The organism is Sabulibacter ruber (assembly GCF_017355955.1).
In the GTDB taxonomy this organism is placed as follows: domain Bacteria; phylum Bacteroidota; class Bacteroidia; order Cytophagales; family Hymenobacteraceae; genus Nibribacter; species Nibribacter ruber_A.
This window is the reverse complement of sequence record NZ_JAFFID010000001.1, coordinates 2,739,948-2,766,331: the sequence shown is the minus strand read 5'-3', so window position 1 is coordinate 2,766,331 and position 26,384 is coordinate 2,739,948. Positions and strand designations below refer to the sequence as shown.

At 52.4% G+C, this 26,384-nt stretch carries 22 protein-coding genes and 1 pseudogene; 11 read left to right on the top strand and 12 right to left on the bottom strand.

Annotated features, from left to right (window positions below; all coding sequences use genetic code 11):
* Positions 1–7 precede the first annotated feature (7 nt).
* Positions 8–205: pseudogene (tatA, locus tag JT719_RS25205) on the bottom strand (twin-arginine translocase TatA/TatE family subunit); the annotation flags it as partial.
* Positions 206–443: 238 nt separating this feature from the next.
* On the opposite strand from tatA, the gene JT719_RS11290 reads away from it, so the two are divergent.
* The 3 genes from JT719_RS11290 (at position 444) to JT719_RS11280 (ending at position 4,621) form a co-directional block, all read left to right on the top strand.
* Positions 444–1,547, top strand: a complete 1,104-nt coding sequence (locus JT719_RS11290; RefSeq protein WP_207433166.1) for an endonuclease/exonuclease/phosphatase family protein — start codon at positions 444–446, stop codon at positions 1,545–1,547.
* Between the two features lie 577 nt (positions 1,548–2,124).
* Positions 2,125–3,618 carry a cysteine--tRNA ligase gene (cysS, locus tag JT719_RS11285; RefSeq protein ID WP_207433164.1) on the top strand — a complete coding sequence of 498 codons (1,494 nt, stop codon included), beginning with the start codon at positions 2,125–2,127 and terminating at the stop codon, positions 3,616–3,618.
* Positions 3,608–4,621: a M28 family peptidase gene (locus tag JT719_RS11280; protein WP_207433163.1), complete on the top strand. Its 1,014-nt coding sequence runs from the start codon at positions 3,608–3,610 to the stop codon at positions 4,619–4,621. Before cysS ends, JT719_RS11280 begins: the two co-directional genes overlap by 11 nt.
* Before the next feature lie 122 nt (positions 4,622–4,743).
* Here the strand turns inward: JT719_RS11280 and JT719_RS25520 are convergent, their stop codons facing one another.
* The gene (locus JT719_RS25520; protein ID WP_341350753.1) at positions 4,744–5,652 is read right to left on the bottom strand and encodes a S66 peptidase family protein; all 909 of its coding nucleotides are present in this window, start codon (positions 5,650–5,652) and stop codon (positions 4,744–4,746) included.
* Positions 5,653–6,000: 348 nt separating this feature from the next.
* On the opposite strand from JT719_RS25520, the gene JT719_RS11270 reads away from it, so the two are divergent.
* The 3 genes from JT719_RS11270 (at position 6,001) to rlmN (ending at position 9,089) form a co-directional block, all read left to right on the top strand.
* Positions 6,001–7,395: a T9SS type A sorting domain-containing protein gene (locus JT719_RS11270; RefSeq protein ID WP_207433162.1), complete on the top strand. Its 1,395-nt coding sequence runs from the start codon at positions 6,001–6,003 to the stop codon at positions 7,393–7,395.
* 161 nt (positions 7,396–7,556) lie between these two features.
* On the top strand, positions 7,557–7,985 hold the full coding sequence (locus JT719_RS11265) for a thioesterase family protein (protein ID WP_207433161.1): 429 nt from the start codon (positions 7,557–7,559) through the stop codon (positions 7,983–7,985).
* A 21-nt stretch (positions 7,986–8,006) separates the two neighbouring features.
* Entirely contained in the window at positions 8,007–9,089 is a 1,083-nt protein-coding gene (gene rlmN / locus JT719_RS11260; protein WP_207433160.1) for a dual-specificity RNA methyltransferase RlmN, read from the top strand.
* A 100-nt stretch (positions 9,090–9,189) separates the two neighbouring features.
* On the opposite strand, the gene mscL is transcribed toward rlmN, so the two are convergent.
* The 7 genes from mscL to JT719_RS11225 all read right to left on the bottom strand — a co-directional run bounded on the left by mscL (position 9,190) and on the right by JT719_RS11225 (position 20,138).
* Complete coding sequence (gene mscL / locus JT719_RS11255; RefSeq protein ID WP_207433159.1) at positions 9,190–9,612, bottom strand: large-conductance mechanosensitive channel protein MscL; 423 nt, start codon at positions 9,610–9,612, stop codon at positions 9,190–9,192.
* A 100-nt stretch (positions 9,613–9,712) separates the two neighbouring features.
* On the bottom strand, positions 9,713–10,213 hold the full coding sequence (locus JT719_RS11250; protein ID WP_207433158.1) for an RDD family protein: 501 nt from the start codon (positions 10,211–10,213) through the stop codon (positions 9,713–9,715).
* 83 nt (positions 10,214–10,296) lie between these two features.
* Positions 10,297–11,835: an N-acetylmuramoyl-L-alanine amidase gene (locus tag JT719_RS11245; RefSeq protein ID WP_207433157.1), complete on the bottom strand. Its 1,539-nt coding sequence runs from the start codon at positions 11,833–11,835 to the stop codon at positions 10,297–10,299.
* Positions 11,836–11,990: 155 nt separating this feature from the next.
* A complete protein-coding gene (locus JT719_RS11240; protein ID WP_207433370.1) occupies positions 11,991–15,119 on the bottom strand; it encodes a VPS10 domain-containing protein in 3,129 nt (1,042 codons plus the stop codon).
* A gap of 286 nt (positions 15,120–15,405) precedes the next feature.
* Positions 15,406–16,650, bottom strand: a complete 1,245-nt coding sequence (locus JT719_RS11235) for a hypothetical protein (protein WP_207433155.1) — start codon at positions 16,648–16,650, stop codon at positions 15,406–15,408.
* Complete coding sequence (locus JT719_RS11230; protein ID WP_207433153.1) at positions 16,640–19,105, bottom strand: DUF2339 domain-containing protein; 2,466 nt, start codon at positions 19,103–19,105, stop codon at positions 16,640–16,642. The genes JT719_RS11235 and JT719_RS11230 overlap by 11 nt, the downstream gene beginning before the upstream one ends.
* A gap of 124 nt (positions 19,106–19,229) precedes the next feature.
* Positions 19,230–20,138, bottom strand: coding sequence for an NAD(P)/FAD-dependent oxidoreductase (locus JT719_RS11225; protein WP_207433152.1), 909 nt, complete (start codon positions 20,136–20,138; stop codon positions 19,230–19,232).
* Between the two features lie 163 nt (positions 20,139–20,301).
* On the opposite strand from JT719_RS11225, the gene JT719_RS11220 reads away from it, so the two are divergent.
* Positions 20,302–20,679 (top strand): Fur family transcriptional regulator, encoded by a 378-nt coding sequence (locus tag JT719_RS11220; protein WP_207433151.1) that lies wholly within the window; start codon positions 20,302–20,304, stop codon positions 20,677–20,679.
* A gap of 558 nt (positions 20,680–21,237) precedes the next feature.
* Here the strand turns inward: JT719_RS11220 and JT719_RS11215 are convergent.
* From JT719_RS11215 to JT719_RS11205, 3 genes are all read right to left on the bottom strand, one after another.
* Positions 21,238–21,849, bottom strand: coding sequence for a superoxide dismutase (locus tag JT719_RS11215; protein ID WP_205501538.1), 612 nt, complete (start codon positions 21,847–21,849; stop codon positions 21,238–21,240).
* A 78-nt stretch (positions 21,850–21,927) separates the two neighbouring features.
* Complete coding sequence (locus tag JT719_RS11210) at positions 21,928–22,374, bottom strand: nucleoside deaminase (protein ID WP_341350752.1); 447 nt, start codon at positions 22,372–22,374, stop codon at positions 21,928–21,930.
* A 132-nt stretch (positions 22,375–22,506) separates the two neighbouring features.
* Positions 22,507–23,058: a hypothetical protein gene (locus JT719_RS11205; RefSeq protein WP_207433150.1), complete on the bottom strand. Its 552-nt coding sequence runs from the start codon at positions 23,056–23,058 to the stop codon at positions 22,507–22,509.
* 461 nt (positions 23,059–23,519) lie between these two features.
* Between JT719_RS11205 and JT719_RS11200 the strand changes: the two genes are divergently transcribed.
* From JT719_RS11200 to nuoD, 4 genes are all read left to right on the top strand, one after another.
* A complete protein-coding gene (locus JT719_RS11200; RefSeq protein WP_207433149.1) occupies positions 23,520–23,903 on the top strand; it encodes an NADH-quinone oxidoreductase subunit A in 384 nt (127 codons plus the stop codon).
* Positions 23,904–24,005: 102 nt separating this feature from the next.
* Positions 24,006–24,560, top strand: a complete 555-nt coding sequence (locus JT719_RS11195) for an NADH-quinone oxidoreductase subunit B (protein WP_205501541.1) — start codon at positions 24,006–24,008, stop codon at positions 24,558–24,560.
* Positions 24,561–24,563: 3 nt separating this feature from the next.
* On the top strand, positions 24,564–25,070 hold the full coding sequence (locus JT719_RS11190; protein WP_207433148.1) for an NADH-quinone oxidoreductase subunit C: 507 nt from the start codon (positions 24,564–24,566) through the stop codon (positions 25,068–25,070).
* 72 nt (positions 25,071–25,142) lie between these two features.
* The gene (nuoD, locus tag JT719_RS11185) at positions 25,143–26,357 is read left to right on the top strand and encodes an NADH dehydrogenase (quinone) subunit D (RefSeq protein ID WP_207433147.1); all 1,215 of its coding nucleotides are present in this window, start codon (positions 25,143–25,145) and stop codon (positions 26,355–26,357) included.
* The last annotated feature ends 27 nt before the right edge of the window (positions 26,358–26,384 follow it).

The following is a 26,384-nucleotide window of genomic DNA, read 5'->3' as shown; positions in this document are numbered from 1 at the left end:
TGGAATAACGGTCATCGCTGGCCGCATTCTCAATGTCATTTTTGATTTCCTTGGTGGCGTCTTTGAACTCACGGATACCTTTTCCTAAGCCACGGGCCAGGTCAGGAATACGCTTAGCGCCGAACAGCAACAGAACGATCAACAATAAGACGATGATCTCGCCAGTTCCTAAGTTGCCGATGAATAATAAGCTGGATAACAACATAGCTTCTACTAATAAGGTGTTAAGAATGTAAAATTAGAGGATAATTTCCAATTACTTGGCACATTGGGTCAAGTTTAAAACGGAGAGGCCACTAAGCTATTTTAAAACCCCTTTGTATATTTAAGTTCCGTTTTAGGGCTCTTTGACCTAAAATGCCGTTAAAAGAGCAATAACCTACGTTTTTTCTTCGGCGTGCGGTTTTTTGCGTAGGTTTACTTCTGCGATTAAATTTTTCCCTGTGCTCCGGAAGTTTCTTTCATTTCTCACGTCTTTGTCCACGCTCTGGCTTTTGCTGGGAGTAGCCTGCCAATACGTGCCGCCGCATCTTTTCTGGCCCGCCGGGTTCATTGCCATGTCTTTGCCCGGAGCCTTGGTGATGAACGGAATCATGTTGTTGTTGTGGTTGTGGCAGCGGCCTTTGTGGGCCTTGGGACCCTTGCTGCTGATCATTGTTTTCTGGGGCCAGCACACGCGGTACTTCACTCTCAACACCCCAGACGCCGAGCCGGAGCCCGAGGAACAGCGCATCAAAGTGCTGAGCTACAACGTGCGCGTCTTCAACGTGTACAAGCACCTGCACGCCGACAACCCGGAACTACCCGAAGAGGAAATGCAGTGGGTGGCAGAACATCCCGCCGATATTCTCTGCCTGCAGGAGTTCTACAACGAGAAAGGCCATAAAACCTATGACAGCCGCAAACGGGTAGGCAAGCAGCAGGACCGTGAAATCTATGTGGGAAAGGCGCTTACCAACAGCATTGGGGCAGAGTTTGGTCTGGCCATTTTCTCCCGGTTCCCCATCATTGAAAAAGGAAGCGTTTCTTTTGACCGGCCTACCAAAAACCAGGTCATTTACGTGGATGTGAAGCTGCCGTCTAAGGATACGCTGCGGGTCTACAACATGCACCTGGAGTCTATGGCCATTGAGCAAAAAGATGTGGATGAGGCCATGCAGAGCGAAGCCGGGCTTAAAACCAAAGGCCGCAACATAGCCCGGCGGCTCAAAGGCGGGTTTATTGCCCGAAGCCACCAGGTTCAACGGCTGTTGGAGCATATTGAAGGATGTAAGCACCCCGTGCTGCTCTCCGGCGACCTCAACGACCTGCCCAGTTCCTACACCTACCAGCAGCTTCGTGGCGAGTTACAGAATGCTTTTGAGGAAGGCGGCCGGGGCTTCGGGTTCACCTACAACGGCAAGTTGCCCATTAGAATAGACAACCAATTCTTCAGCAATCGTTTGAAATTGCTTCGGTTCGATGTCCTAAACCAAATCCAGTTCACCGACCATTTCCCGCTGGAAGCCACCTACGTTCTCTCCTCCACGCCAGTAGCTGAGGAGTAGCAATCCGTTTGGCTGTTTTACTGCCGTTTTCCTGAAAATAGCTTTGAAATAAACCGGTTTTGGGGGCAAACGCCTAAAGGCAGTTACAAACTGCCATCATGGTAGGTCCAAGTCACAGACTTGAACCATGGAAAGGCAATGTGTGCAGGAGACAAGGCAGTGCCTTGTCTCCTGCACACATCACTATCACTGCTTCTCCTTCTGCTTATGACTCTTTTCCCGATTCCAGTCTTTCGGGCGAGCGCCTTAGCAGGTTCCGGTGCCGCCAGGCATTGCGACCGCCAGGGAGCAAAGGAAGCTGGTGCAGCGCGAGCGCGGAAGACGGGGCCCCGCGGCCGTGAGCGCATATCGCAACCTATGAAATAACTAAGCTTATGAGTCATTGGATCAGCGGTCAAATCGCCAGCATCAGCAGAATACAAGTCCTCATATATCTCTCATAAAAGCCATTTCAACGCCCTTACTCAAAAAATACCCTCAAAACGAAACCTCTTTCCAAGCCAGAAAGAAAAACTACTTCAGAACCCTAACTTCTTACCAGTGCCATAAGTACCAGTAAGTTTTATAATTTTGCCGCATGAACCACCCAGTATCTTTATATAATACCCTCACCCGAACCAAAGAACAGTTTGTTCCTCTGCAAAGCCCCTTTGTAGGCTTATACGTCTGCGGACCTACCGTTTACGGCGATGCGCACCTGGGCCACGCCCGGCCCTACATCACCTTTGACGTGCTGCGCCGCTATCTGCAACACCTGGGCTACAAGGTGCGCTACGTGCGCAACATCACCGATGTAGGCCACCTGCAGAACGATGCCGACTTTGGCGAGGACAAGATCCAGAAGCTGGCCAAGGCCGCGCAACTGGAGCCCATGGAAGTGGTGCAGCAGTATACCAACAGTTTCCACCGCGACATGGCCCGCCTGAACGTGGCTCCGCCCGACATAGAACCCCGCGCCTCGGGCCACATCATAGAGCAGATTGAGATGATCCAGGAGATTCTGGATAACGGTCTAGCGTACGTGTCCAACGGATCGGTGTACTTTGATGTGCCCGCTTATAACAAGGAGCATAACTACGGCAAGCTCTCCGGCCGCGTGATTGAAGACCTGCTGGCCAACACCCGCGATAACCTGGAAGGGCAGGAGGAGAAACGCTCGCCGCTGGATTTCGCGCTGTGGAAGAAAGCCTCGCCCAGCCACATCATGCGTTGGTCCTCGCCTTGGTCAGATGGGTTCCCGGGCTGGCACCTGGAGTGCTCGGCCATGAGCCGCAAGTACCTGGGCACCCAGTTCGATATCCACGGCGGCGGATTGGACCTCATGTTCCCGCACCACGAGTGCGAGATTGCGCAGAGCCAGGCCAGCCACAACCACACCGATGCCGCTCGTTTCTGGGTACACAACAACCTCATCACCATCAACGGCAAGAAGATGGGCAAATCCCTGGGCAATTTTATCACGCTGGGGGAGTTATTTACAGGCACGCATGAACTGTTGCAGCAGGCGTACTCGCCTATGACCATACGGTTCTTCATTCTGCAGGCGCACTACCGCAGCACTCTGGATTTCAGCAACGAAGGTCTGCTGGCGGCCCGCAAAGGCTACCTGAAGATCATGAACGGCCTGCGCATCCTGGATCAGTTGCATTACCCCACCGGAGCTGAGGCCGTAGACACCAAAGCCGAGGAGGAGATCAAAAAGCTGACCGCGGAGTTGTTTGTGCCCTTGAACGATGACCTGAACACTGCCAAATCCATTGCCGCGCTGTTCAACCTGCTCAAGAAAGTGAATAGCATGCACACCGGCGGCTTTAAACTGGAGACCATCTCTGAGGAGACCTTTGAGCAGATGCGCACTCAGTACCGCGCCTTGGTGCTGGACGTATTAGGCCTGAAAGTGGAGCAAACCGCCGATGCCCAGGAATTGCTGAACGTGGTGTTAAGCTTTTACAAAGAGGCGAAAGAAACCAAAGACTACGCCAAGGTGGATGTGATCAGAGCGCAGCTGAAAGGCCAGGGCATCGTGATCAAAGACATGAAAACCGGTATTGACTGGGCTTATGAAGAATAACATGAAAGCGCTGGCCTTAGGCCTCATGCTAGCCGCCAGCTTTCCGGCCTGCGATAAGAAAACCAATACGGAAACGGCAACCACCACCACAGAGCAACCCGCCGCGGTTGCAGATGTGAACGTGCCGGCTTTCAATGCAGACTCAGCGTACCAGTTTGTAGCCAAACAGGTGAACTTCGGGCCGCGCGTGCCCAACACCCCGGCGCACCGTGCCTGCGGCAATTTTTTGATCAGTAAACTCAAAGGCTACGGCGCCAACGTGTTGGTGCAGAGCTTCACGGCCAAGGCGTATGACGGTACTTCGCTGGATTTGCGCAACATCATGGCGCAGTTCAACCCCAATGCCAGCCGGCGCATTCTGCTGGCCGCGCACTGGGACACCCGCCACGTAGCCGACAAAGATTCCCTGAACCCCAAGAAACCCATGGACGGTGCCAATGACGGCGCCAGCGGGGTAGGGGTGCTGCTGGAAATGGCGCGTCAGTTTCAGGCCAATCCGCTGAAAGGAGACATTGGCGTAGACATCATGCTGTTTGACGGCGAAGATTACGGCCAACCCGACAATGCCGGCGAGTACAAGGAAGATACCTGGTGCCTGGGCTCACAGTATTGGGGTAAGAACCTGATGCCGAAAGGCTACACCGCCAGTTACGGAGTTCTGCTGGATATGGTAGGGGCGAAGGGTTCTCGGTTTGCCCGCGAAGAAACCAGCCGTGCCTACGCCGGCGATGTAGTGGAGAAAATATGGCGCACGGCCAACCAGATTGGGTACTCAGACTACTTCCCGTTTCAGGACAGCCCCGGCATTACCGATGACCACACCTACGTGATCCAGCACACCAACATCCGGATGGCCGATATCATTGCCTATGACCCCACCAGCCCAGACGGGTTCTTCGGGCCATACCACCACCGCCACACCGATAATATGGACATCATTGACCGAAACACGCTGAAAGCAGTAGGCCAGACCCTGTTGCACGTGGTCATGACGGAACAATAATTAAAGATTAACGAAGCGTTTTGAAGCCGTTTTTCGGGAAACAATCGGAAAACGGCTTTTTGTTTTGCCATAGGTGAATGCCCTGGAAGGCTCTGTTTTTAGTCCGATTTCGGAAAACTAGCTTACAAACGCGATTGCGTATACTCCAGGGCAACCCCCTCAGCGGTCACCTGAAGGGTAGCTTCCCGGCCCACTACCATTGCCAGATTAAGCGGCACGTGCCCTACCGGGAAATCAAAGCAGATAGGATAGCCGTAGCTGCCGCAATGTTCCAGGATAATCTGGGGCACGTCCTTCCCAAAGGGCACAGCCGTGTCGTTCATGTCTGAGAACTGGCCCACCACCAAACCGGCTAGTTTTTCCAATCGACCTAATCGGCGTTGGTGCACCAGCACGCGGTCCAGGTTGTAATAGTATTCGCCTACGTCTTCCAGGAACAGGATTTTGCCGGTGTAATCAATGTCTGAGGTGGTGCCGGTGATGGTATCCAGCAGAATGAGGTTGCCACCTACCAACTGACCGGTAGCGGTTCCTGGAATATTAAGCGGATGAGCGGGAATGGAGTAAGACAACTGCTCCCGGAAAAGTACCCGGCGCAGGCTTTCATCGGCTTCAGTGGTCTCGGGTTGGTTCATGAGCAGGGGCATGGTGCCGTGCACACTTTCTATGCCCATCTGGTGCAGGTGGCAGAGCAGAGCCGTTACGTCGCTGAAACCGACAATCCACTTGGGGTTGCTCCGGAATTGACTGAAATCAATCTGGTCCAGAATACGGGTGGTGCCGTAACCGCCCCGCGCCGAGAAAATGGCCTTGATCTCAGGGTTGTCCAGCATTCGTTGGAAATCAGAGGCGCGCAGAGTGTCTGAACCGCCCAAATAGCCTTCCTCGGCCCCCACGCTGTCGCCCAGTACCACGCGCAGGCCCCAGGCCTCCAGCAGGGAAATGCCTCCCTGGATATCTTCTAAACTTACTTTTCGGGCTAAGCAAACAATGCCAACGGCATCGCCTTTCTGTAGGGCAGGAATGGTCACGGTGGGTACGTCAATTGAAATGGAGTTCCAAAATAAGGAAATCTTTGGGTAGGATGTCTATCACTTCACCTTTTTAGCGGGTTTGAAAGCCAGTAACCGGCTTGAGGCTTGCCTGTTCAGGACTGTATTTGTTCCAATTTGTTCATCGTACTCGCAAAGTCAAGGAAATTAGTTGGACAATCTGAGTGGAGGTTATGAGGATATACCAAAAACTTGGTATTGAGATAAGCCTATATATAGAATTACTTTTGTTTCCTGTTGCTAATCTATAGTGGCAATGCACGTGCATGAATTGACTTTTCCCTACACCTGTAATTTTTTTCTATGACAAACATTTACACGAAAAACATGACACACGAGAATTGGCGGAAGGCTTTAGTTTTGGGCTTCCTTTTCCTGGCGCTTGCCCTAACCAGCTTGGCTCAAAATAAAAGTAACTCCTTCTTTGGCACCAATTACCGGAAAGCCGGAACAGGAACTAAAAACCCTTCCTCAGGTCTGCGCACAAAAGCCCAGCAGAATGCTTTTAGAAAGGGCATCAAAACCAGACAGCCGCGCAATGGTCAGGAATACTTTTGGGATGAAAATACCAACGGCTGGCGATTGGGCTACAATCACGCATATACCTATAACACCTCGGGTTTGATGATAGAAGACCTAATGACGGAGGCAAACAACAGTAATTTCTCAAAGTTTGTGACGGTCTATGATAGCCACAACCGTATCACTGAAAATCTTCAATATTACTGGGAGAACAGCGCTTGGTTATTATACAGCGGCTATAAAACTTCTTACACCTATGCCAATGATAAAGTGACAGAGATTGTGTATCAGACCTATAACATGGGTACTTGGGAACAGACTGATAAGGAAGTTTACAACTATAACACCTTAGGTAATCTGGCTGAAATTATAGAATATGAACGGGAGGGAAACACTTGGGAAGTAGACGAGAAAATTGTAGTAGGGTATAACCAAGGCAGCAACCAACCAATCTCCTTCACTTACCAGGAGTGGGAAAACAACGCTTGGGTGAACACAGAACGTGATATAGACCTGGTTTGGCATGACTTCAATAATGTTGATTTAACCGACTTTGAGGAGTGGAATTTATCTGGCTATACCTACCAGGAGTGGGTAAACGGCGCCTGGGTGAACGTAGATAGAGAGACCACCACCTACCAGGCCAACGGGAGTTTTGTGTTGCTTGACCAAGATTGGGAAAATGGAGCTTGGGTGAATGATGGCCGTACTACCGTCACCTACGATGACAAAGGCTATTTCACGTTGGACCAGGAAGAAGAATGGCAGGACGGCAATTGGGTGATAACCTACGGAATGAAGGCCACCAACACGTACAACACCTCTAACGATCTTACCGAGGTCATCTACCAGACGTGGTCGGCGGAGCCGGGCAGCGGCAGCGGAGGGAGCTATAAGAATGATTACCGGTTTGTGTATACCAACTTCCAGAATGTGCTTTCGTCCAGGGAGGAGTTGAGCCCGTTGGCGGCCTTGGTATACCCTAACCCAACCGTTGATGATCTTAACGTGAAACTGGAGAAAGCCGCCATCGCCACCGTGAAAGTAATGAGCCTCTCGGGCCAGACGCTGCTCAATACTACCTTGACAAAGGCATTGGAAGGCGAGCAGATCAGCCTATCCACCTTACCAGCCGGTACTTACATTCTGCAGATCCAATCCAGATCGGGAGTTCGAACCCAAAAGATCGTGAAGCGGTAATCAACGATGTTACTAGATCGCTTTAGCCCTGGTTCTGCAAAGAGCCAGGGCTATTTTTTGCCCTTTTTCTGAAAACCAGACCCAAAACGCCATCCTGCTGCCACCATACCCTATCTTTGCCCAGATTCTCAATTCCTAATTCTTAATTCCCAATTAATAAAGTGGCCCGCATCAAAATAGACCTTCCCGACCATTTCTCCTTCCAGACCGAGCTGCCCATCCGGATCACCGATCTCAACTACGGCAATCACCTGGGCAACGATGCGCTGCTGAGTCTCCTGCACGAGGCGCGGGTGCGGTTCCTGAAAGAACATGGCTATTCTGAGATGGATTTTGCCGGAGCCGGGCTCATCATGTCTGATGTGGGCATTGTGTACAAAGGCGAAGGCTTCTACGGAGATGTGCTCACCGTACAGGTGCACCCCACTGAGTTCAGCAAGTACGGCTTTGATCTGGTTTACCGCCTTTCTAACCAAAACGGCAAGGAAATAGCGCACGCCAAAACCGGCATGCTGTGCTTTGACTACAGCGCCCGCAAGCTCCAGACAATTCCGCCAGAAGCACTGGAGCGGCTGGAAACTAAAGCGTGAGATATTTTGTACCTTTGTAGTATGAGTACCACATTGATCCCAGATATAGAGATTCTGAACCGGCAGGACATCCGGAAACTGTCTTTGGACCAACTAAAGGCCTGGATGACGGAAAACGGGGAGAAGCCGTTCCGCGCCAAACAGGTTTACGAGTGGATCTGGAAACTGACGGCTACCTCATTTTCAGAGATGAACAACATAAGTCTGCCGCTGCGCGAGAAACTGGAGCGTTCCTTCACCATCAACAGCGTGGAAGTGAACACCAGCCAACGCAGCGATGACTACACCATAAAATCAACGTTCCGGCTGTTTGACGGCAACATCGTGGAAGGTGTGCTTATTCCGCACCCTAAGCGCATGACGGCCTGCGTTTCCAGCCAGGTGGGTTGCTCCTTGACGTGCTCTTTCTGCGCCACCGGCAAGATGGACCGCATCCGTAACCTCAACGCCGATGAGATCTATGACCAGGTAGTGCGCATCAAGGAACAGGCCGAACAGCATTATGGCAGGGCGCTGACCAATATCGTGTACATGGGCATGGGCGAGCCGTTGCTGAACTACGCCAACGTAATGAAGTCTATTGAGCGCATCACCGCGCCCGATGGCCTGAACATGGCCGCCCGCCGTATCACGGTAAGTACCGCCGGTATCGCCAAGATGATCAAGAAAATGGCCGATGACGGCATTAAAGCCAACCTGGCTTTGAGCTTGCATGCCGCCAATGACACTAAACGCAACGAGATTATGCCGATTAACGAGTCTAACTCGTTGGCGGCATTGAAGGAGGCCTTGGTGTATTATCACCAGAAAACCGGCCGCAAGGTGACCTATGAGTACATTCTGCTCAGCCACTTCAATGATACCTTAGAGGATGCGCAAGAACTGCTGCAGTTCTCTAAGATCATCCCCTGCAAGGTGAACATTATTGAGTACAACCCCATTGAGGGCGGGCTGTTCCAGAAATCGGAAGATGACCGTTTGGAGCCGTTCATGCGCTACCTGGCAGACAGAGGCGTACAGGTGAACGTACGCCGCAGCCGGGGCAAGGACATTGATGCCGCCTGTGGTCAGTTGGCCATCAAAGACAAGAAAGAGAACGTCTAACAATTTCCAGACAGAGCATAAAAAAAGGAGCGCCACCTGATCAGGTGGCGCTCCTTTTTTTATGCCGGATTGGTGCTACTGTTCAAAGACAGAAAGGCTTTTATACCCTGCTCTGACCTCTTAGGGCATCCCTGATCTCGGTGAGCAGCACTTCTTCTTTGGTAGGGGCCGGAGGTACGGTAGGTGACTCGGCCTTTTTCCGTTTAAGTTTGTTAATGAGCTTTACCACCGCAAAAATGGCCAGGGCGATGATAAGGAAGTCAAAAACGTTCTGCAGGAAGGCGCCATAGTTCAAGGTAACATCGGCTACCTTGCCGTCGGGGGCCATGACATCCTCGCGCAAGACCAGTTTCAGGTCTTTGAAATGGTTTCCTCCCACCACAAGGCCTAGGGGAGGCATGATAATGTCGTTTACCAAAGAAGTAACAATGTTCCCAAAGGCAGCACCAATGACTACCCCAACTGCTAAATCCACCACATTGCCCCGCATGGCAAACTCCTTGAATTCTTTCAAGACAGCCATAAGAATAACAATTTAAGGTTAGAACAAGACCACTCAAGAAGCAAGGGCCCTGAGCAGTTGAAGATAGTACGAGTAATTACGGAGGGTAGTTTTTAGAGGATTAGCTCCGTGTTTTTACTACTACTGTGCCAGCAATTTTATCATGAAGCGCCTGTTTACGGGAAGAAAACGCTGCCATGATGTACCCAATGCACATGAGAAGAGAAGAAAGGAAAGTAGCCAGGGAACGGCCCAGAGCCCGCAGGAAAGAAATGCGCTGGCCGTGTACATCTGTCACTTTCAGATCCAATGCTCTCTTTCCTAAAGTAGCCTGCCAGGAAGAGCTTTCCATCACCGCTTTATAAAGGAGGTTGAGCAGAGTGGAGGCCAGAATATAGGTACCCATACTGGCGAAGAAGATAAAAGGGTTCTCGGCAATGGCTTCCTGGCTGTAGATGGTGCTTCCTATGAAAAGGAATTGCAGCATTACATTAGGAATGGCGAGAACAATTCCGTCAATGAGCACTGCGACAAACCTGATCCAGAAACCGGCATACGCCACCTGGTGCGAGGATTCATAGATGTCTGAGAAAAAGGAGTCAGCGGTAGAGTTGTGTTCCATAAAGGGTTTGGTTGAGGGTTGGTTAGTTTGTATTCAATATAGGATTAATTCAACAAAACCCAAGCACTGACTCCTGCTAAGATCTAACTTTTTCGTTTTCTGGTTTCTTTTAAGAACCGTTTGATCCCTTTCCTGATTTGTTTAGCCATTTCTGCCTGAAACCGGGGATTGATCAGGCGTTGCTCATCCTCGGGGTTAGAGGCGAAAGCGGTTTCTACCAGGGCGTTAGGGTATTCTGTAGGAGCGTTCAGGGCGAAGTTGAAGCCGCCAATGTTCCCAAACTCTTTCAGGTCCAGTTTCAGGACCTCTTCATAAAGCGCCTGGGAGAGCGGCCTGAATGCTACGTGCCGGTAATAGGTGCTGGTGCCTTGTACTTCTGCGCGACCGGAGGAATTCACGTGAATGCTCACCAGAAGATCGGGCTGGGCCTGTTTCAGCAGGAGAATGCGTTCTGAGTTGTCTAAGGTAACATCGGCCTCACGGGTCATCACTACCCTGGCTTTCCGCTTTTCCAGTTCTTTTTTGAGGAGTTGCGCTATTTTGAGGGTGATTTCTTTCTCCGGAACGCCGGTTTTGCCTTTGGTGCCCACATTGGTGCCCCCGTGCCCGGCATCTACCGCAATGGTAAGATGCTTCAGCTTCAGTTTCTCTGGCTGGCGTTTCACCCGGATCACCAGTGACGTGCCCTGATAGCCCACGCTGTAGCCCCACGGTTGCGGATGTTTCAGGTCAATGATCACGCGGTACACGTCTGAGGCGATTTGCTGGTACTGCACATTCCTGACTTCGCGCAGGCTGCGGTGCAGGGTCATCCAGTTGGTGTTGGAAACGGCTCCGTACACATCCACCACAATTCGGGACGGATTCACATCCATGTACGAGGTGTAAGGCAACCGCTGCCCAACCGCTACGCGCACGTAATCATACTTGCCGTTGGCGTCATCACCGGAAACGCTCCAGGAGCTGGTGAGGCTCTCGCCAGGGTAGGTACTGGGGCCTTCCAGTTTTACCTGTTGTACGGGAATATAGGCGTTAAACGTGTTGGAAAGTTTGATGCGGTAATCGCGGCCCACTTTGCCATTGATCTGCACCCGCACCAGAGAATCCAGGTAGCCAACCTTAGCGCCACCCAATCGGTCGGCCCCCAAACCATAGTTCATGTACGGCATTTTGCCTTGCGTGAAGCCATAGATGGGCTGCGCCGGGTTCAGGATGGTGACTTTGGTTTTGGTCCCGAAAACGGTGTACGGATACAGATCGGTGGTGTCGTCTACCAGAACAGGGAGGTTCAGGTTGTTAAGTTTATCCGAAGGCTGCACAATGTAGGAGCACACGTACAGGCCTTTTTCGCCTTTGTTCTGTTCGGCGGGCAGTTCCTGCAGCGGGTGTTGGTTCCAGAGGCTAATCTTTAGCCCAGTTTTGGCTTTCACCTGTACATTCAGGCGGTCGCCGGGCTGCAGCCACAATTCCTCATTGGGTTGGGTCTGCACGTATTCCACCTGCAGCGAATCTACGCCAGATTGGGTGATGGATTTAGTAGCCGGGGTTGATTTTACAGGTTGGGTCTGAGCCGTAGCCATGTGCGCCAAAAGGCTAAGGAGCAGCAGGGGGAAGTATTTCATAGGGAGCGTTGGTCTGAGGGGCAATATAAGGCTTCTGCTATGTTCCCGCCAAACGAGGACGACCTCCGTTTCAGGCTTGCTTTAGGTAAAACTGCCTTAAAATGAAAAGTCCCGCCACGAACAGGCAGCGGGACTCTAGAAGAGTTTGCGGGAAACTACTTCGTTTCTTTTTTCTCTTTGAGCATGATGGCATCCACGTTCTTGCTCCGGATGAGTTGGTTCAAGGCCGGTAAATCGGTGGCGAACACCTGATTCAGTTTCTGCAACTGCTCGTCTATCTGAGCGGTTACTTCTTTCTGGAACGCGTACATCTGATCCGTAGGCCGGAAGTCACCTACCGATGCCTGCGAGGCCAGATTCGCCAGTTTGTTGTTCAGCCTGATGGGGAAGTTCAAAGGATCCTGGCCGCTGCGGTTTTTGGTTTGGTAAAGGGTTTCCTCCACCTCAGTCATCTTTTTGTTCATCGCTTTGGCGGCATCCAGTACATCCTTCATGTCTTGGCGGTCCTGAAAACGGGCGGTCACGCTGTTGATCTGCGTACGGGCCTCCCTGATTTTGCTGATGGCGTCATGCGTCTGGGTGAGTTTATCGCGCACGGAGATCAGGAAGTCATGCTGGGCCTGCAGATCGGCGAGCGGAGTCTGGCTGCGGGGATCGGGCAAAATCTCGAACTCAGTTTCCTGCGGCTGGCCGTTCAGTGTTAGGCGGGCTTTGTAGGTGCCCGGCACGGCTTTAGGTCCCTGCGTACCGCCGCCCCACAGAATCATGCCTTCAAACCGCGAGGCCTCTGGGTACAGCATGTTCCAGACAAAGCGGTTCATGCCTTCTTTTATCTCCAGTTTGTTCGTGGGGTCTTTCGCTTTGTTCTCGTACTTCCTGATCAATTTGCCGTCTTTCTGCAAAATCTCCAGAGAAACGGTAGTGGCAGTATCCGGGGCCTGCGGCAGGTAGAAGTGTACCATTACGCCCCCGGGGTGGTTCTGGCCCTCAAACTTGGTATTAGCCGAGTTGCCGCCTGCCAGTTTGTAAGAGGGCATGGGCTTGTACAGGTGGAACTTGCTGCTGGCCACCTGAGGCGTGAGTTGGTGCAAGGGCGTAAGGTCATCTATGATCCAGAAGCCCCGGCCCTGGGTGGCGGCAATGAGATTGTCGTTTTTTATGGTGAGATCGGTGATGGAAACCAGCGGCAGGTTCATCTGGAACGGCTGCCACGAAGCCCCGTCGTTGAACGAGACATACATGCCATACTCTGTACCCGCATACAGCAAGCCTGGGCGTTTAGGGTCTACGCGCACTACGCGGGTGAAATGGTGGGCCGGAATACCGGTGGTGATTTTAGTCCAGGTTTTGCCGTAATCTGCGGTTTTGAACAACAGGGGCTGAAAATCGCCGGTCTTGTACAAGGTAGCCGCCATATACATCACACCTTTCTGCGTAGGGTGCGGGTCTACGCTGTTGATCATGCTCCACTCGGGCAGAATCTTAGGCGTTACGTTGGTCCAGGTCTTGCCTCCGTCACGGGTTACGTGCACCAGGCCATCGTCTGAACCGGTCCAGATCACGCCTTCCTCAGCGGGAGATTCCATGGCCGCGAAGATGGTGCCGTAGTATTCTACGCTGGTGTTGTCTTTGGTGATGGGTCCACCCGATGGTCCTAGCTTAGATTTGTCGTTGCGCGTGAGATCCGGGCTGATGACTTCCCAACTCTGACCTTCATTGGTGGTGACGTGTACGTGGTTGGACGTGGTGTACAGCCGGTTGGCGTTGTGTGGCGAGAAGAAGATAGGGAAGTTCCACTGGAAGCGGTACTTCATGCCCTCGGCGCCGTGGCCCATCGGGTTGTCTGGCCACACGTTAATGGTGCGCTCAAAACCGGTTTTATGGTCTATGCGGCCCAGGAAACCGCCGTAGTTGCCGCCGTATACCACATCCGGGTCTTTGGGATTCACGGCCAGGTGCGCGCTTTCAGAGCCCGCGGTTTCTTCCCAGTCATGCATGCCAATGCTGCGGCCGGTGGTGCGGTGGGCAATCCGGATGGCGCTGTTGTCTTGCTGCGCTCCGTAGATGCGGTACGGGAACGCGTTATCCGTGACTACGCGGTAGAACTGGCCGGTGGGCTGGTTGTCCATGGTGCTCCAGTTCTCGCCGCCGTCAAAGCTCACTTGGGCACCACCGTCATCGGCAATGATCATGCGCTTGGGGTCTTCCGGGGAAATCCAGAGGTCGTGGTGGTCAGAGTGCTGGGTCCGGATGGATTTGAAGGTGCGGCCGCCGTCGGTGGAGTAGTGGTGGCCTACGTTGAGCACGTACACGCCTTCTTCGTTCTGTGGATCAGCGTAGACGCGGGTGTAGTACCAGGCCCTCTGGCGCAGACTGCGGTCATCGTTCACCTTGGTCCAGTTCTGACCACCGTCTTCGGAGCGGAACAAACCCCCATTCTCGGCTTCCACCAAAGCCCACACGCGCTGGTTGTTCACCGGCGACACCGTGATGCCAATAATGCCCAGCGTGCCTTTGGGCAGACCGTTGTTGCGGGAGATTTCTTTCCAGGTGTCGCCTCCGTCGGTGCTTTTCCAGATGCCGGAGCCGGGTCCGCCGCTGGAAAGGCTGTACGGCGTTCGCTGTACCCGCCAGGAGGTGGCGTACAGGTGCCGCGGGTTTACCGGATCAAGGATGAGGTCTACCATGCCCACCTCGTTGTTCACGAACAGCACGCGTTCCCAGGTTTTGCCCCCATCTTTGGAGCGGTACACGCCGCGCATGTCATTCGGCGCATAGATGTTGCCCAAGGCTGCCGCATACACCAGATCAGGGTTCTTGGGGTGAATGCGTACACGCGTAATATGCTTGGAATCCTTCAGGCCGATGTGCTGCCAGGTTTGCCCCGCATCCACCGACTTCCACATCCCAAAACCCGAAGACACGTTGCCCCGCACGGTTTTCTCGCCTTCGCCCACGTAAATCACGTTGGGGTCTGCCTCGCTCACAGCCACTGCTCCAATGGACCCACCGAAGAATTTATCAGAGATATTCTCCCAACTGGAGCCGCCGTCTTTGGTGCGCCATACCCCCCCGCCGGTACTGCCAAAGTAGTACAGGTTAGGTTTGCCCGGCACCCCCGTGACAGTAGCAGAACGCCCGCCGCGGTACGGCCCAATGGAACGCCAGGTAAGCCCGTTGTACAACTTGGCCGGGTAAGGGTCCTGAACGGCCTTTTTATTTCTGGAAGCCTTGGGAGCTGATTTTTTCTGGGCCTCCCCGGAAAGCGGGGCCAAAAGCGTCATTCCGCCTAAAAGCAGGGGAAGCCACCGCCGGACGAACCGTTGTGGTAAAGGTGTTTGCATGCTGGTTTGTTTGCTTTGTGTTTAGGAATAGAAGCAGTAAGCTACTGAAAATTTCAGGAAGGTGGGCAAACCAAGTGAAGCGTTCTTGACCTGTTTTCAGGAAAACAGGTCAAGAACGCCTTTGGGTAAAACTTCTAACTTTTGGAAATCTATCCGAAGCGGCTTTTCTTCAGGAATTCTCCTGAAGTAAGCTCAAGTGGGTGAACTGAAGAAGCTATGGCTGTTTTCAGCCTTTTTTCTCCATATCACGCAATAAACGTACGGTCATATAGCCCAACCCCACCGCCAGAAGCGCAATAGCGGCCCAGATCAGAATGGTAGAGCTGCGGGGAGACGGTTTCTTTTCTGCCTGCAATGATTGGATTTGCCTGGTCTCCACCACGGGAATATTCTGCGGAATGCTGTCCTGGAAAAACTGCAGGTCATACTCAGGCGCAGTCAGCTTCTCGCTTCCGAATTTCAAGGTGTACGTTTGATTGGGCGCCAATTCTGCTACCAGATACCGGTTGAGCTGTAGCACCCGCACAGAGTCAATGGTGAGCGGCGGGTTATCAGCGTTTTCAATCTGAATGGTTAAGGCTTCCACTTTCTGGCGGGGCAGGTCCAGTACCGCGGGCGCATTGGAATGCAGCAGTAGTGGGACAGAAGTTTCTTCCAACCTGGCGCGTCTTCTTCGCTTTCTGCGGCGCTCATGCCCTTGTTGTTCGCCCAACACTACTTGACCAGGCCGATGGTACAAAGCTGGGGCCGAGATGTAAAATGCTATCTGCTCTGGGTACACCGGTTGCCCAAACCTCAGCCGCAGATACGTGGTGTGGTTCTCGGTGCTGTCTACCCGGCTGAAGGACTGGACCGGAATGCGCGTGTACTTGCCTGCCTCTGAGTAGGTGTCATAGTAACCGGCTTTCAAGATGTTGAGCGGGGCACTGGTAGAGTCGTTGAGCTGGAGCCGGAAATATTGGTAATTGCTAAGCGGGAAGTCCAGCAGCTTTACCTCGGCGGTTTTCTGGGTGTTTCTGATGGCATAGAGCAGATCCTGTTCTTTGAGTACATACCAGTTCTGCTGATCATCGCTTCCGCTTAAAGAAACCTGCTTGCGGACCTCGGCATTGCCAATGAGCAGGCTGATGTTGTTGATGGCACGCTTCTGCGGATTGTGCACCAGCAACTCAGAAATGCCACCCGGCTGGCGGGTGTAACGCAAAATCTGGTACGGCTTGAACAATGTGCGGTACTGCACGGGCACCTCGGTGCGCAACAGGTACGGCACAGTCTGTCCCTTTGCATCAAAGAGCCGAATGTCTTCCTGGTTAGGCTGGGAGTGGCCCACCACCCGAGGGGAAAGCAGAATGCGGTAATAGCCTGGCTGGGCCACCGGAGCCAGTTGGGCCTGCCACGCAAAGTCCTGCGCCCAGGTGGGCTGAAAGGCCAGCAGCCAGCCAAGAGCCAGGAGGAATAGCTTACTCTTCATGGGCTAACGGGGCCTGATCTGTAGGGGTGGTGTCTCCCTCCAGGATCAGGTTTTTCAGTTTTTGGTACATAAAGGAAATCACCAGCAGGAGCAAGCCCAGGCAGATGAAAGCGGCAATCTTGCCTCCTTCGGTCATATCGCGCACATCAAACAGGAAGAGCTTGAGCAGCGTGAGGAAGAACAAACTGAGGGAGATGATCCGGAGGGTTTTGATTTTCCGGGACATGCCCACCATCATGAGCCCAAACGAGGTCACGCCCCACAAGATAGGATACCCAATTTTGCGCACGTGGCGCAGCGTTTCATAATGTTCGGCCGCGGAAGGGTGGGAGGTCAGCAACCAGAGATGTTCCAGCTCATAACTGAACAAGAACACGCCTGCCGCACTCGCCGCCCACAAACTGAGTTTTCCTATCAGGCTGGTAAAGCCGTACTGTTGCTGCACCTTCCTGAGCGCTGCCGCTAGTAAAACCAGCAAAGTCAACAGTGGCAGATAATGGAACAGAAACGCTCCTAACGTCTGGGTGCCGTTAAACAGATAACCGTTGCGGATGTAGGTGGTAGAAGGCTGCAGATTGGTCATGTACCCTAACAGCGCCACTACAGATAAAACCATGGTTATACGGGTGTAAATGGGGTTGACCAGACGACCACTCCACCAGAGCAGACCCAGTAAGAACAGGTAATGGTAAAAGCCTATTGCCAGCACCTGTACATCTCCGCTTAAAGCGGAATGCGCCAGTTGGTGTTGCAGTTCCAGTAAAAGCACTAGGTACAGAAACAGCACCAAGGCGATGCCCACCAACGTTCGGTATATCTTGAAGAACCTGTTTGGTGCCAGAGCATCGGTTAGCTGTTCGCGGCCCAGGAGGCTCCAGGTACCTGCCAGTGCGGCCACAGATACTATTCCAGTAATAAACAGTTTGTTGATCAGCAGCGGCAGTCCTTCGCGGGCGATAGAATAATCCAGCCAATCCATGAGGAGGCTGCCCAGCATCAAGGCCAGTACCAGCACTGAGGCATATTTCATCAGCTGAATGCCCGACCGTTGGGAGAGCCACAGCAAAAGAACTGCCTCTAATGCCCAGAAAAGGGTGATATAGTTGCCCTCCAGCTGAATGGGCGCCGATAAACTCAGGAAGGTAAGCACCAGGCCAATGAGCAGATACACCAGGTTGCGGTCTACGCGGTTGCTGCGGTACAAGCCAAACGCAAACGCGAAATTGAACACCCCCAGCAAAATGGTGAACAGACCCCGATAGTTGCCCTCGGCTACCTGAGACATCACGTACATGCCCACGCCGTAGTACAGAAACGTGTTGCTCAGCAGCATCATGATCTCCATGCCTGTGAATTTCCGGCGCTCCTTTACGTTGTAAATGATGTTCATCAGGAAAAACACCAGGTAAAACAGCGTGGCAAAGACCAGGGCTCCGGCGTACGGTGCATTGGGTACCTCTACTACCCGGGTGCTGAACCAGCCGCCGTACAGAATGATGGTGAACACGTAGGCGATGAAGTTGAGCAGGTTCCACTTCTTAAAATACGCCAGCACCAGAATGCCCACGTTCAGCAGCAGAATAAACACGAACAGCACTATGTAATTGCCCTCGCCGGTGCTCACCATGAACGGACTCCCGAAACCACCAATCAGCGCCAGCACCGCCAGTTCCATGCGGTCATAGGCAATGGACAGGAAAATGGTGAAGCCTGTAATAGCTACCATGAGCAAAAACGCCACCGTCTGGCTGAAAATCTGGTACTCATGAAACGCAATGGCAATGGTGAAATACAGTACCGCCATGCCGCCGCCAATCAGCACCGAACTGAAGGCTTTGTATTCTTTCCGTAACCGATGCGCCACGCCCATCAGGGCTCCGCCCGCCAGCAACCCGATGGCTACGCGGCCCACCTCGTTGATCCAGTCCTGGTCAATGGCGTATTTCACGAAGAACCCGATGCCCAGCACCAGAATAGCAATCCCCAGCTTGTTGATGAGGTTCTCACCGATGAATTTCTCCCAATCCAGCTTGCGCGAGAAGAAAGAAGGCCTTGTTGGTGCTGTTTCCGGTAAGATGGTAGTTTCCTGGGCGGGAGAAAAAGCGGCAACTGAAACTGGTTCCGGGGTTGGTGCAGGAGTTGGAATCTCTGCTGGAGCAGGCCTCGGGGTGAAAACTGGCGGCTCCACCATCGGTGGGGGCGAAGGGATAGGCTGAGGAGGAACTGGTATCTCTTCCCGCGAGGGGGCAGCCGTACTAGCGGCATCTCTGCGCGCTGCCGCGGCGGCGGCATCAATAGGCGGACGAACCGTAGACCTGCTAACCTGTTCCCGCAAGCGGGTGAGTTCATCCCGCACTTCCTGCATGTCGCGGCGGTGCTGCTGCAAGTGGTTGGAGATTCGGGTGCCAAACCAGATTGCCAGTACCACCAACACCAAAAGCAGAAATACCTCCATAGAGCCCAGTTATTGTCTAGGCTCTATATTACAAATTATCTTGTAAAATAGTGAGTGGCTTGTTCTTGGAAGGGTTTTGAGAATGTCCCTCGGGTTGTATTTGGCCTACTTTGAAGAAATCAAGCTAAAAACGCTCCTCAATCAATTCTTTGTTGATGGCGGCCCCGGCCATAGTTCCGGCTGCGATAGCCATGGACACAGTTCGCATCATAGTGGTAGCATCACCGGCTGCGTAAACGCCGGGCACCGTTGTTTTCTGTAGGATGTCTACTTTGAGGTGCCCTGTCTCGGTTAGTGCGCACCCTAGTTCCTCGGGCAATGTACAATGCTGGGTGAACGCCGGTCGGGCAAAGACGGCTTTCAAGGGCAACGTGGAGCCATCGGTGAACTCCACATTTTGTAAATATCCTCGGTCATGATGTAAAGAGGCAATTTCCCGTTCTTCAACAGAAATCTGGTGCTTCTGCAAAGCCTTGAGTTGCTCTTGGCTGAATGTATGTGCCCCGTTCGTCAGCACTATTAGTTTGGGCGACCAGTTGGAAATCAGCTTGGCTAGTTCAAAGGCCATGTCGCCGTTGGCCAGAATGCCTAGTTCCTGGTGGTGTACCTCGTAGCCGTGGCAATATGGGCAGTGCAGCACCGAGATGCCCCAACACTCCGCAAAGCCTTCCATCTCCGGCATAAGGTCTTTCACACCCGTAGCAAATAAAAGTTTACTGCCCTTGAACGTAGCACCGGCTTCGGTAGTCACCTCAAAGGCGCTGTTCTGCCCGGTTACCTGCACGGCTTTGCCCGTTTTAAGAGTAACCGTGGGGTAAGCCAGTACCTGTTCCCTGGCTTTCTGCGCAATGGCCGTGGGAGTTGCACCGTCTCTTGTAAGAAAGTTGTGCGAGTGGGGCGTCTGCCGATTGCAGGGCTGACCGCTGTCCAGCACCAGTACGTGCCGGAGGGACCGGCCCAGTGCCATGGCTGCGGAAAGCCCGGCATAACTTCCGCCAATAATAATCACGTCAAATTGGGTTCTCTCTTCCATGGTCTTTAGTATTGAGAGGCAACAAACCGTGGGAAAAGCCTGGTCTCAGGAGCGACCGTGTCTCGCGCAGAGGTAAGCTTCTTCTGGAAGTAGCCATACGTGTACTGTTTTTGGCAAATGTAGAAGAATTTTTTATTATTGCAACATTGTTGCATTAGTGAGTATGAAAAGAAGGAACACGCCCGCCCAGCAAGCCATTTTGGCCATGCTGAAATCGAGTCCGTCGGCGCTGAGCCAGGACATGATTGAGCAGCAACTGAAAGGTGAGGCTGATAGAGTCACTATTTACCGGGTGTTGAATCGGTTCTGCGAGGATGGCCTCACTCACCGCATTGTCTCAGATGATGGTAAGTCTTACTTTGCGCTCTGTAAGAAATGTGAGAAGCACCACCACGCCCATGACCATTTCCATTTCAGGTGCGTGCACTGCCAAAAGGTGGAGTGCCTGGAGGAGGAAGTAAAAGCGAGCCTACCCGCAGGTTACTCCGCGCTGAATGTGAATTGCTGGGTGTCTGGCTATTGCGCGGAATGCAGAGTTTGAATGGCAAGCGCCGCTTTAAAACCGTTTGTTAAAAATCAAGGCAGAACCACAGTACTTACAGTAATGACCGCTGGCGCGAGCCTCCGGCTCGTGTCCACACATATTCCTGTTCTTTTAAGCTGTTCCTCAAGAATAGTTCTGGTACGCGTACGGACACGAGCCGGAGGCTCGCACCAGCGAATAAGATCAGTGCTTTTAGCTTGTTTTCTAAAAAATGGCTCAGAAACGAGCCCATTATGGCGCGGAAGTAACTTCCGTATCTTCTGAGAACCATAAGAAAGTCACGGAAGTAACTTCCGCGCATTGAAGGCTCAATGATGCGCAATCTCGCTGCGGTGCAGCGAGGGTAGTCAGGAGACTACCCATCATCTGTAGGCGCGAGTTGTAAACTCGCGCCAGCGTTTTTTAAGATTTGTACAACAATCAACAATCTCGCAATCAACAATCCAGCAATCCTGAAAATCATCTAAATCCTGAGAATCCTGCTTCTGGGAAAAAGAAAAAGGGCCTCACTCGTAACAGCGAGACCCTTTCGGCAGATTTGAAATCTTTACAGTATTAACCGTTGGCTTCTGCGTAGCGGCGGTTTACTTCATCCCAGTTAATGACGTTGAAGAACGCAGAGATGTACTCTGGTCTGCGGTTCTGGTATTTCAGGTAATAGGCGTGCTCCCATACGTCCAGACCCAGGATTGGAACGCCGCCGCAGGTGTCAACGCCTTCCATCAAGGGGTTGTCTTGGTTTTGGGTAGAGCAGATGGCTACGTTGCCGCCTTCCAAAGCGCACAGCCAGGCCCAGCCAGAACCGAAACGGGTAGTAGCAGCTTTGGTGAACTCTTCTTTGAACGCGTCATAAGAACCGAATGCCTTGTCAATCGCCTCAGCTACCGGACCAGTTGGGTTTCCGCCGCCGTTCGGGCTCAGGATGGTCCAGAACAGGTTGTGGTTGTAGTACCCGCCGCCGTTGTTACGGATAGCCGGAGTTTTGGCGGCATCGCGCAGGATCTCCTCAATAGACTGACCTTCTTTCTCAGAGCCGGCAATGGCGTTGTTCAGGTTGGTCAGATAGGCCTGGTGGTGCTTGGTATGGTGGATTTCCATGGTCTGACGGTCGATGTGCGGCTCTAGCGCATCGTACGCATACGGAAGTTGCGGAAGTTCAAATGCCATAGTTTTATTCGATTTTAGGTTAGAAGATACAATTGCTGTTCCTACATACATACTGCCCGGAACGCGCCAAAGTTAAGATTAAATTCTTTTCGCCCGGAAAAACTCGGTCATCAATTGCGCGCACTCATGGGCCATGATGCCGGTCACCAGCTCGGTCTTGGGATGCAATAGGTTCACACCAGTTCGGCGGTAGCCGCGTTTCTCGTCTGCGGTGGCGTAGACAATGCGTTTCAGTTGGCTCCAGTAGCTGGCGCCGGCGCACATCACGCAGGGCTCCACGGTTACGTACAGGGTGCAGTCGTGCAGGTATTTGTTGCCTAGGTGGTTGGCGGCGGCGGTGAAGGCGAGCATTTCGGCATGGGCCGTCACGTCGTTCAGTTTCTCGGTCTGGTTATAGGCGCGCGCAATGATTTTGTTCTGGCACACCACTACGGCGCCAATGGGAATTTCGCCTTCTTCGAGGGCGTAAAGCGCTTGCTTGTAGGCCTCGCGCATGAAATGTTCGTCTGAATGGATGCTTAGCACAGGATGAAGTTAAAAGAAAAGGCCGACAATTGTTTACTGCCGTCTTTATTCTGTGGTTGGGTAGAAAAGGTTTCGGGCCTGTTTTCTGGAAAACAGGCCCGAAACAAAGGCAATCTCAATCTAATAAAAAAGTTATTTCACGGTGGCGCTGGCCATCACGACGCGGGCAGTTTCCTGCCAGTCTTTCTGCAGTTGCACCGGCGCGTTGAAGCTGAAGATAAGCATTTGGTCTTTCAGGAACGTGTACTGAATGAGCGTGTACTTGCGCACGGGTGCCATGTTGCTGTTGCGGCGCTCATCGCGCACGGTGGAGACAAACTCATACACCAGGAAATCGCGGCCGTTGATGGTCTGCTTTTCCTCACGCAGGAACTGCACCTCGGTGAACATCCGCTGGATAGACGCCTTGTAGAACGGCAGCAGCATGGTGATGTCATTGGTGGGGAAGGTGCTGGGGCGCTGGTTCACGCTGATGTCCACGTTTCCGTCTGGGCTGGTGAACACGCCCAACGGTTTACGGGCAGCGGGGTACTCGCGGGCGATTCCGTCATCGGGCATCACTTCAAAATTCTGCGGTATAGAAAGCGTCACGTTCTTGGCTACCGTCACTTTCTTCAACTTTGGGGCAAAGGCCAGTAAGAACATGAGCGGCAGCAGAAGCGCAAAAAGATAGTTGGGTTTCATTCTAAACTAAAACTGAGTGTCTTTGATGGTCATCATAGCCCAATGCAAATAGCAGGCCATTAAGTTCCGGAAGGGTGCAAAGGTAGCCCTGAAACAGGGTTTTGCAACCAGGTGCCCAAATGGAAAAAGCCCAGCTAAAATAGCAGGGCTTTTATCAAAGAGAAGAAAACTTACTAAATACCTTTTTTTCAAAGGGAAAGCCGGAGGGAACAACTGTCCGCTTGAATGAGTGTAATTTCACTACTCATGTGTATTAGTGATTAAATGTTATAAATTATTACAAGAAAGCCTAATATTTTCTCAAATATTTAATTTCCATCGATTGCAATTGATTGATTTTATAAAATAATCAGAACGGATGTTCGTTTGATACTAAAGGAAAAGCAAAGTATAGTCCAAACTGCTTTTTAATTTGAATGTTAGGTAGAGTTGCCTAATTTTGTTCCAAATTTCTTTATTCTATGGAAACAACTGCCCCTGCACAATATTTACCGGGAGATTATCTGCCTATTGTGATTCAGTTTGCGGCGGCCTTGGGTTTTGTGGTGTTCTCTATGGTGGTGACCCACCTTATTGGCCCCAAACGCAAAAGCCAGGTGAAAAACGCCTCCTGGGAGTGCGGTATTGAGTCGAAAGGCGATGCCCGTACCCCCATCTCCATCAAGTATTTCCTGATTGCCATTCTGTTTGTGTTGTTTGACGTGGAAGTGATCTTCCTGTACCCTTGGGCGGTGAACTTCCGGGCCCTGGGCATAGATGGCTTTATCTGGATGCTGCTCTTCATGGGACTACTTTTGACCGGGTTCTACTACGTGATCCGGAAAGGGGTTCTTAAGTGGGAGTAGAATTGTACTTCGCCGCCAAAACGGCAAACTTTTACAAGCGGTAATGTGTTCAGGAAGAGGCTGATTCTGGCCTGTTTTTCTGAAAACAAAGCGAAAACCAACATGAGCGATAACAAAAGCGATATTCAACTGGTGGAGGCCCCTGAGGGCATGGAAGGTGCTGGCTTTTTTGCCACTTCTTTTGAGAAAGTAGTAGGTCTGGCCCGCAAGCACTCCTTGTGGCCGTTGCCGTTTGCCACCTCTTGCTGCGGTATTGAGTACATGGCCACCATGGGTGCGCACTATGACATCTCCCGCTTCGGGTCTGAGCGCCCCAGCTTCTCGCCCCGCCAGGCCGATCTGCTGATGGTGATGGGTACCATTGCCAAGAAAATGGGTCCGGTAGTAAAACAGGTGTACGAGCAGATGGCCGAGCCGCGTTGGGTAATGGCCGTGGGTGCCTGCGCTACCAGCGGCGGTATCTTTGACTCTTATAGCGTGCTGCAGGGTATTGACCGCGTAGTGCCGGTAGACGTGTACGTGCCCGGTTGCCCGCCCCGCCCAGAGCAGATTCTGCAAGGCTTGATGCGCATCCAGGACCTGGCCGAAAACGAATCACTGCGTCGCCGGAACTCACCGGAGTATCAGGAACTATTAGCTTCTTACAACATTAAATAAGGCATGGCCGAAATCACGAACGAACTGCTGATCCAACGACTTCAGGAGAAGTTTGGCGACCAGGTGTTCGACATCCAGGAGCCTTACGGGCTTGTCACCGTTACCACCACCCGGGAAAACATTATTCCCATGCTGCAAGCCCTCTATGACGATGAGGTGCTGCAGATGCAGTTCCTGACCACCATGTGCGGGATTCATTACCCAGACAACAAAGGCCAGGAATTAGGGGTGATTTACCACGTACACAGTCTGGTGAACAACATCAGGCTACGCATTAAAATCTTCTTCCCCGAAGACGATGCCGTAGTGCCAACGGCCACCAACCTGTACGCTACAGCCAACTGGATGGAACGTGAGACCTGGGACTTCTACGGCATCCGCTTTGAAGGCCATCCTAACCTTATCCGCATCCTTAATGTGGAGGAGATGGAAGCGTTCCCAATGCGCAAGGAGTTCCCGCTGGAAGACCAGACCCGCGAAGACAAGATCAATACCTTCTTCGGAAGATAAACACGGGAAACGCCAACGGCTTTGCTTTACAGGCAAGGCCGCCGGCGTTTCTGCTTACTTTTAAGCGCCAAGATGGAGTTAGCCAAACAAACCACTGAGATAAATACCACGGATACCTTCATTCAGGAGTTAACCACCCTGAACTTAGGTCCCACGCACCCCGCCACGCACGGTATCTTCCAGAACATCCTGCAAATGGATGGCGAGAAGATCGTATCGGGCGTGCCCACCATTGGGTATATCCACCGCGCCTTCGAGAAAATTGCGGAGCGCCGTAACTTCTACCAGATCACCCCGCTCACAGACCGCATGAACTACTGCTCCTCGCCCATCAACAACATGGGCTGGTGGATGACAGTGGAGAAACTGCTGGGCGTGACGGTTCCCAAGCGTGCCGAATACATCAGAGTAATTGTGATGGAACTGGCCCGTATTGCCGACCACCTGATTTGTAACTCCATCCTGGGTGTGGATACCGGAGCCTTCTCTGGTTTCTTGTACGTTTTCCAGGAACGCGAGAAAATCTACGATATTTACGAAGAGATCTGCGGTGCCCGCTTAACTACCAACATGGGTAGAGTAGGCGGTATGGAGCGTGATCTGTCTCCTTCGGCCATCCAGAAAATCAAAGACTTCCTGCGTGACTTCCCTAAAGTAATGCAGGAGTTTGAGACCATGTTCAACCGCAACCGCATCTTCATTGACCGCGTGGAAGGCGTTGGCCCTATCACCGCAGAGCGTGCCTTGAACTACGGTTTCACCGGCCCTAACTTGCGGGCTGCTGGCGTAGACTATGACGTGCGCGTTATGAACCCTTACTCTTCTTACCAGGATTTTGATTTCGAGATTCCGGTAGGCACCAAGGGCGACACCTACGACCGCTTCATGGTACGCAACGAGGAGATCTGGCAAAGCTTACGCATCATTCAGCAGGCCATTGATAACCTGCCCGAAGGTCCGTTCCACGCCGATGCCCCTGAGTTCTACCTGCCGCCAAAGCAAGAGGTGTACCGCAACATGGAAGCCTTGATCTACCACTTCAAGATTGTGATGGGTGAGATTGATGCTCCGGCCGGTGAAGTGTACCACTCGGTAGAGGGCGGAAACGGCGAGCTGGGCTTCTACCTGGTGTCTGACGGAGGCCGCACGCCGTACCGTCTGCACTTCAGAAGACCTTGCTTCATCTATTACCAGGCTTATCCGGAGATGGTAGTGGGTTCACAGTTGTCTGATGCCATCGTGACGCTGTCTTCCATGAACGTGATTGCCGGGGAACTGGACGCCTAAGTAACTCCTGTAAATAAGAAACGATTT

Bases quoted from the DNA above. Each gene is read 5' to 3' on its own strand.
- cysS (WP_207433164.1), top strand. From the start codon at position 2,125: ATGAACCACCCAGTATCTTTATATAATACCCTCACCCGAACCAAAGAA.
- JT719_RS11280 (WP_207433163.1), top strand. From the start codon at position 3,608: ATGAAGAATAACATGAAAGCGCTGGCCTTAGGCCTCATGCTAGCCGCC.
- JT719_RS11270 (WP_207433162.1), top strand. From the start codon at position 6,001: ATGACACACGAGAATTGGCGGAAGGCTTTAGTTTTGGGCTTCCTTTTC.
- rlmN (WP_207433160.1), top strand. From the start codon at position 8,007: ATGAGTACCACATTGATCCCAGATATAGAGATTCTGAACCGGCAGGAC.
- mscL (WP_207433159.1), bottom strand. From the start codon at position 9,612: ATGGCTGTCTTGAAAGAATTCAAGGAGTTTGCCATGCGGGGCAATGTG.
- JT719_RS11250 (WP_207433158.1), bottom strand. From the start codon at position 10,213: ATGGAACACAACTCTACCGCTGACTCCTTTTTCTCAGACATCTATGAA.
- JT719_RS11245 (WP_207433157.1), bottom strand. From the start codon at position 11,835: ATGAAATACTTCCCCCTGCTGCTCCTTAGCCTTTTGGCGCACATGGCT.
- JT719_RS11240 (WP_207433370.1), bottom strand. From the start codon at position 15,119: ATGACGCTTTTGGCCCCGCTTTCCGGGGAGGCCCAGAAAAAATCAGCT.
- JT719_RS11235 (WP_207433155.1), bottom strand. From the start codon at position 16,650: ATGAAGAGTAAGCTATTCCTCCTGGCTCTTGGCTGGCTGCTGGCCTTT.
- JT719_RS11230 (WP_207433153.1), bottom strand. From the start codon at position 19,105: ATGGAGGTATTTCTGCTTTTGGTGTTGGTGGTACTGGCAATCTGGTTT.
- JT719_RS11225 (WP_207433152.1), bottom strand. From the start codon at position 20,138: ATGGAAGAGAGAACCCAATTTGACGTGATTATTATTGGCGGAAGTTAT.
- JT719_RS11220 (WP_207433151.1), top strand. From the start codon at position 20,302: ATGAAAAGAAGGAACACGCCCGCCCAGCAAGCCATTTTGGCCATGCTG.
- JT719_RS11215 (WP_205501538.1), bottom strand. From the start codon at position 21,849: ATGGCATTTGAACTTCCGCAACTTCCGTATGCGTACGATGCGCTAGAG.
- JT719_RS11205 (WP_207433150.1), bottom strand. From the start codon at position 23,058: ATGAAACCCAACTATCTTTTTGCGCTTCTGCTGCCGCTCATGTTCTTA.
- JT719_RS11200 (WP_207433149.1), top strand. From the start codon at position 23,520: ATGGAAACAACTGCCCCTGCACAATATTTACCGGGAGATTATCTGCCT.
- JT719_RS11195 (WP_205501541.1), top strand. From the start codon at position 24,006: ATGAGCGATAACAAAAGCGATATTCAACTGGTGGAGGCCCCTGAGGGC.
- JT719_RS11190 (WP_207433148.1), top strand. From the start codon at position 24,564: ATGGCCGAAATCACGAACGAACTGCTGATCCAACGACTTCAGGAGAAG.
- nuoD (WP_207433147.1), top strand. From the start codon at position 25,143: ATGGAGTTAGCCAAACAAACCACTGAGATAAATACCACGGATACCTTC.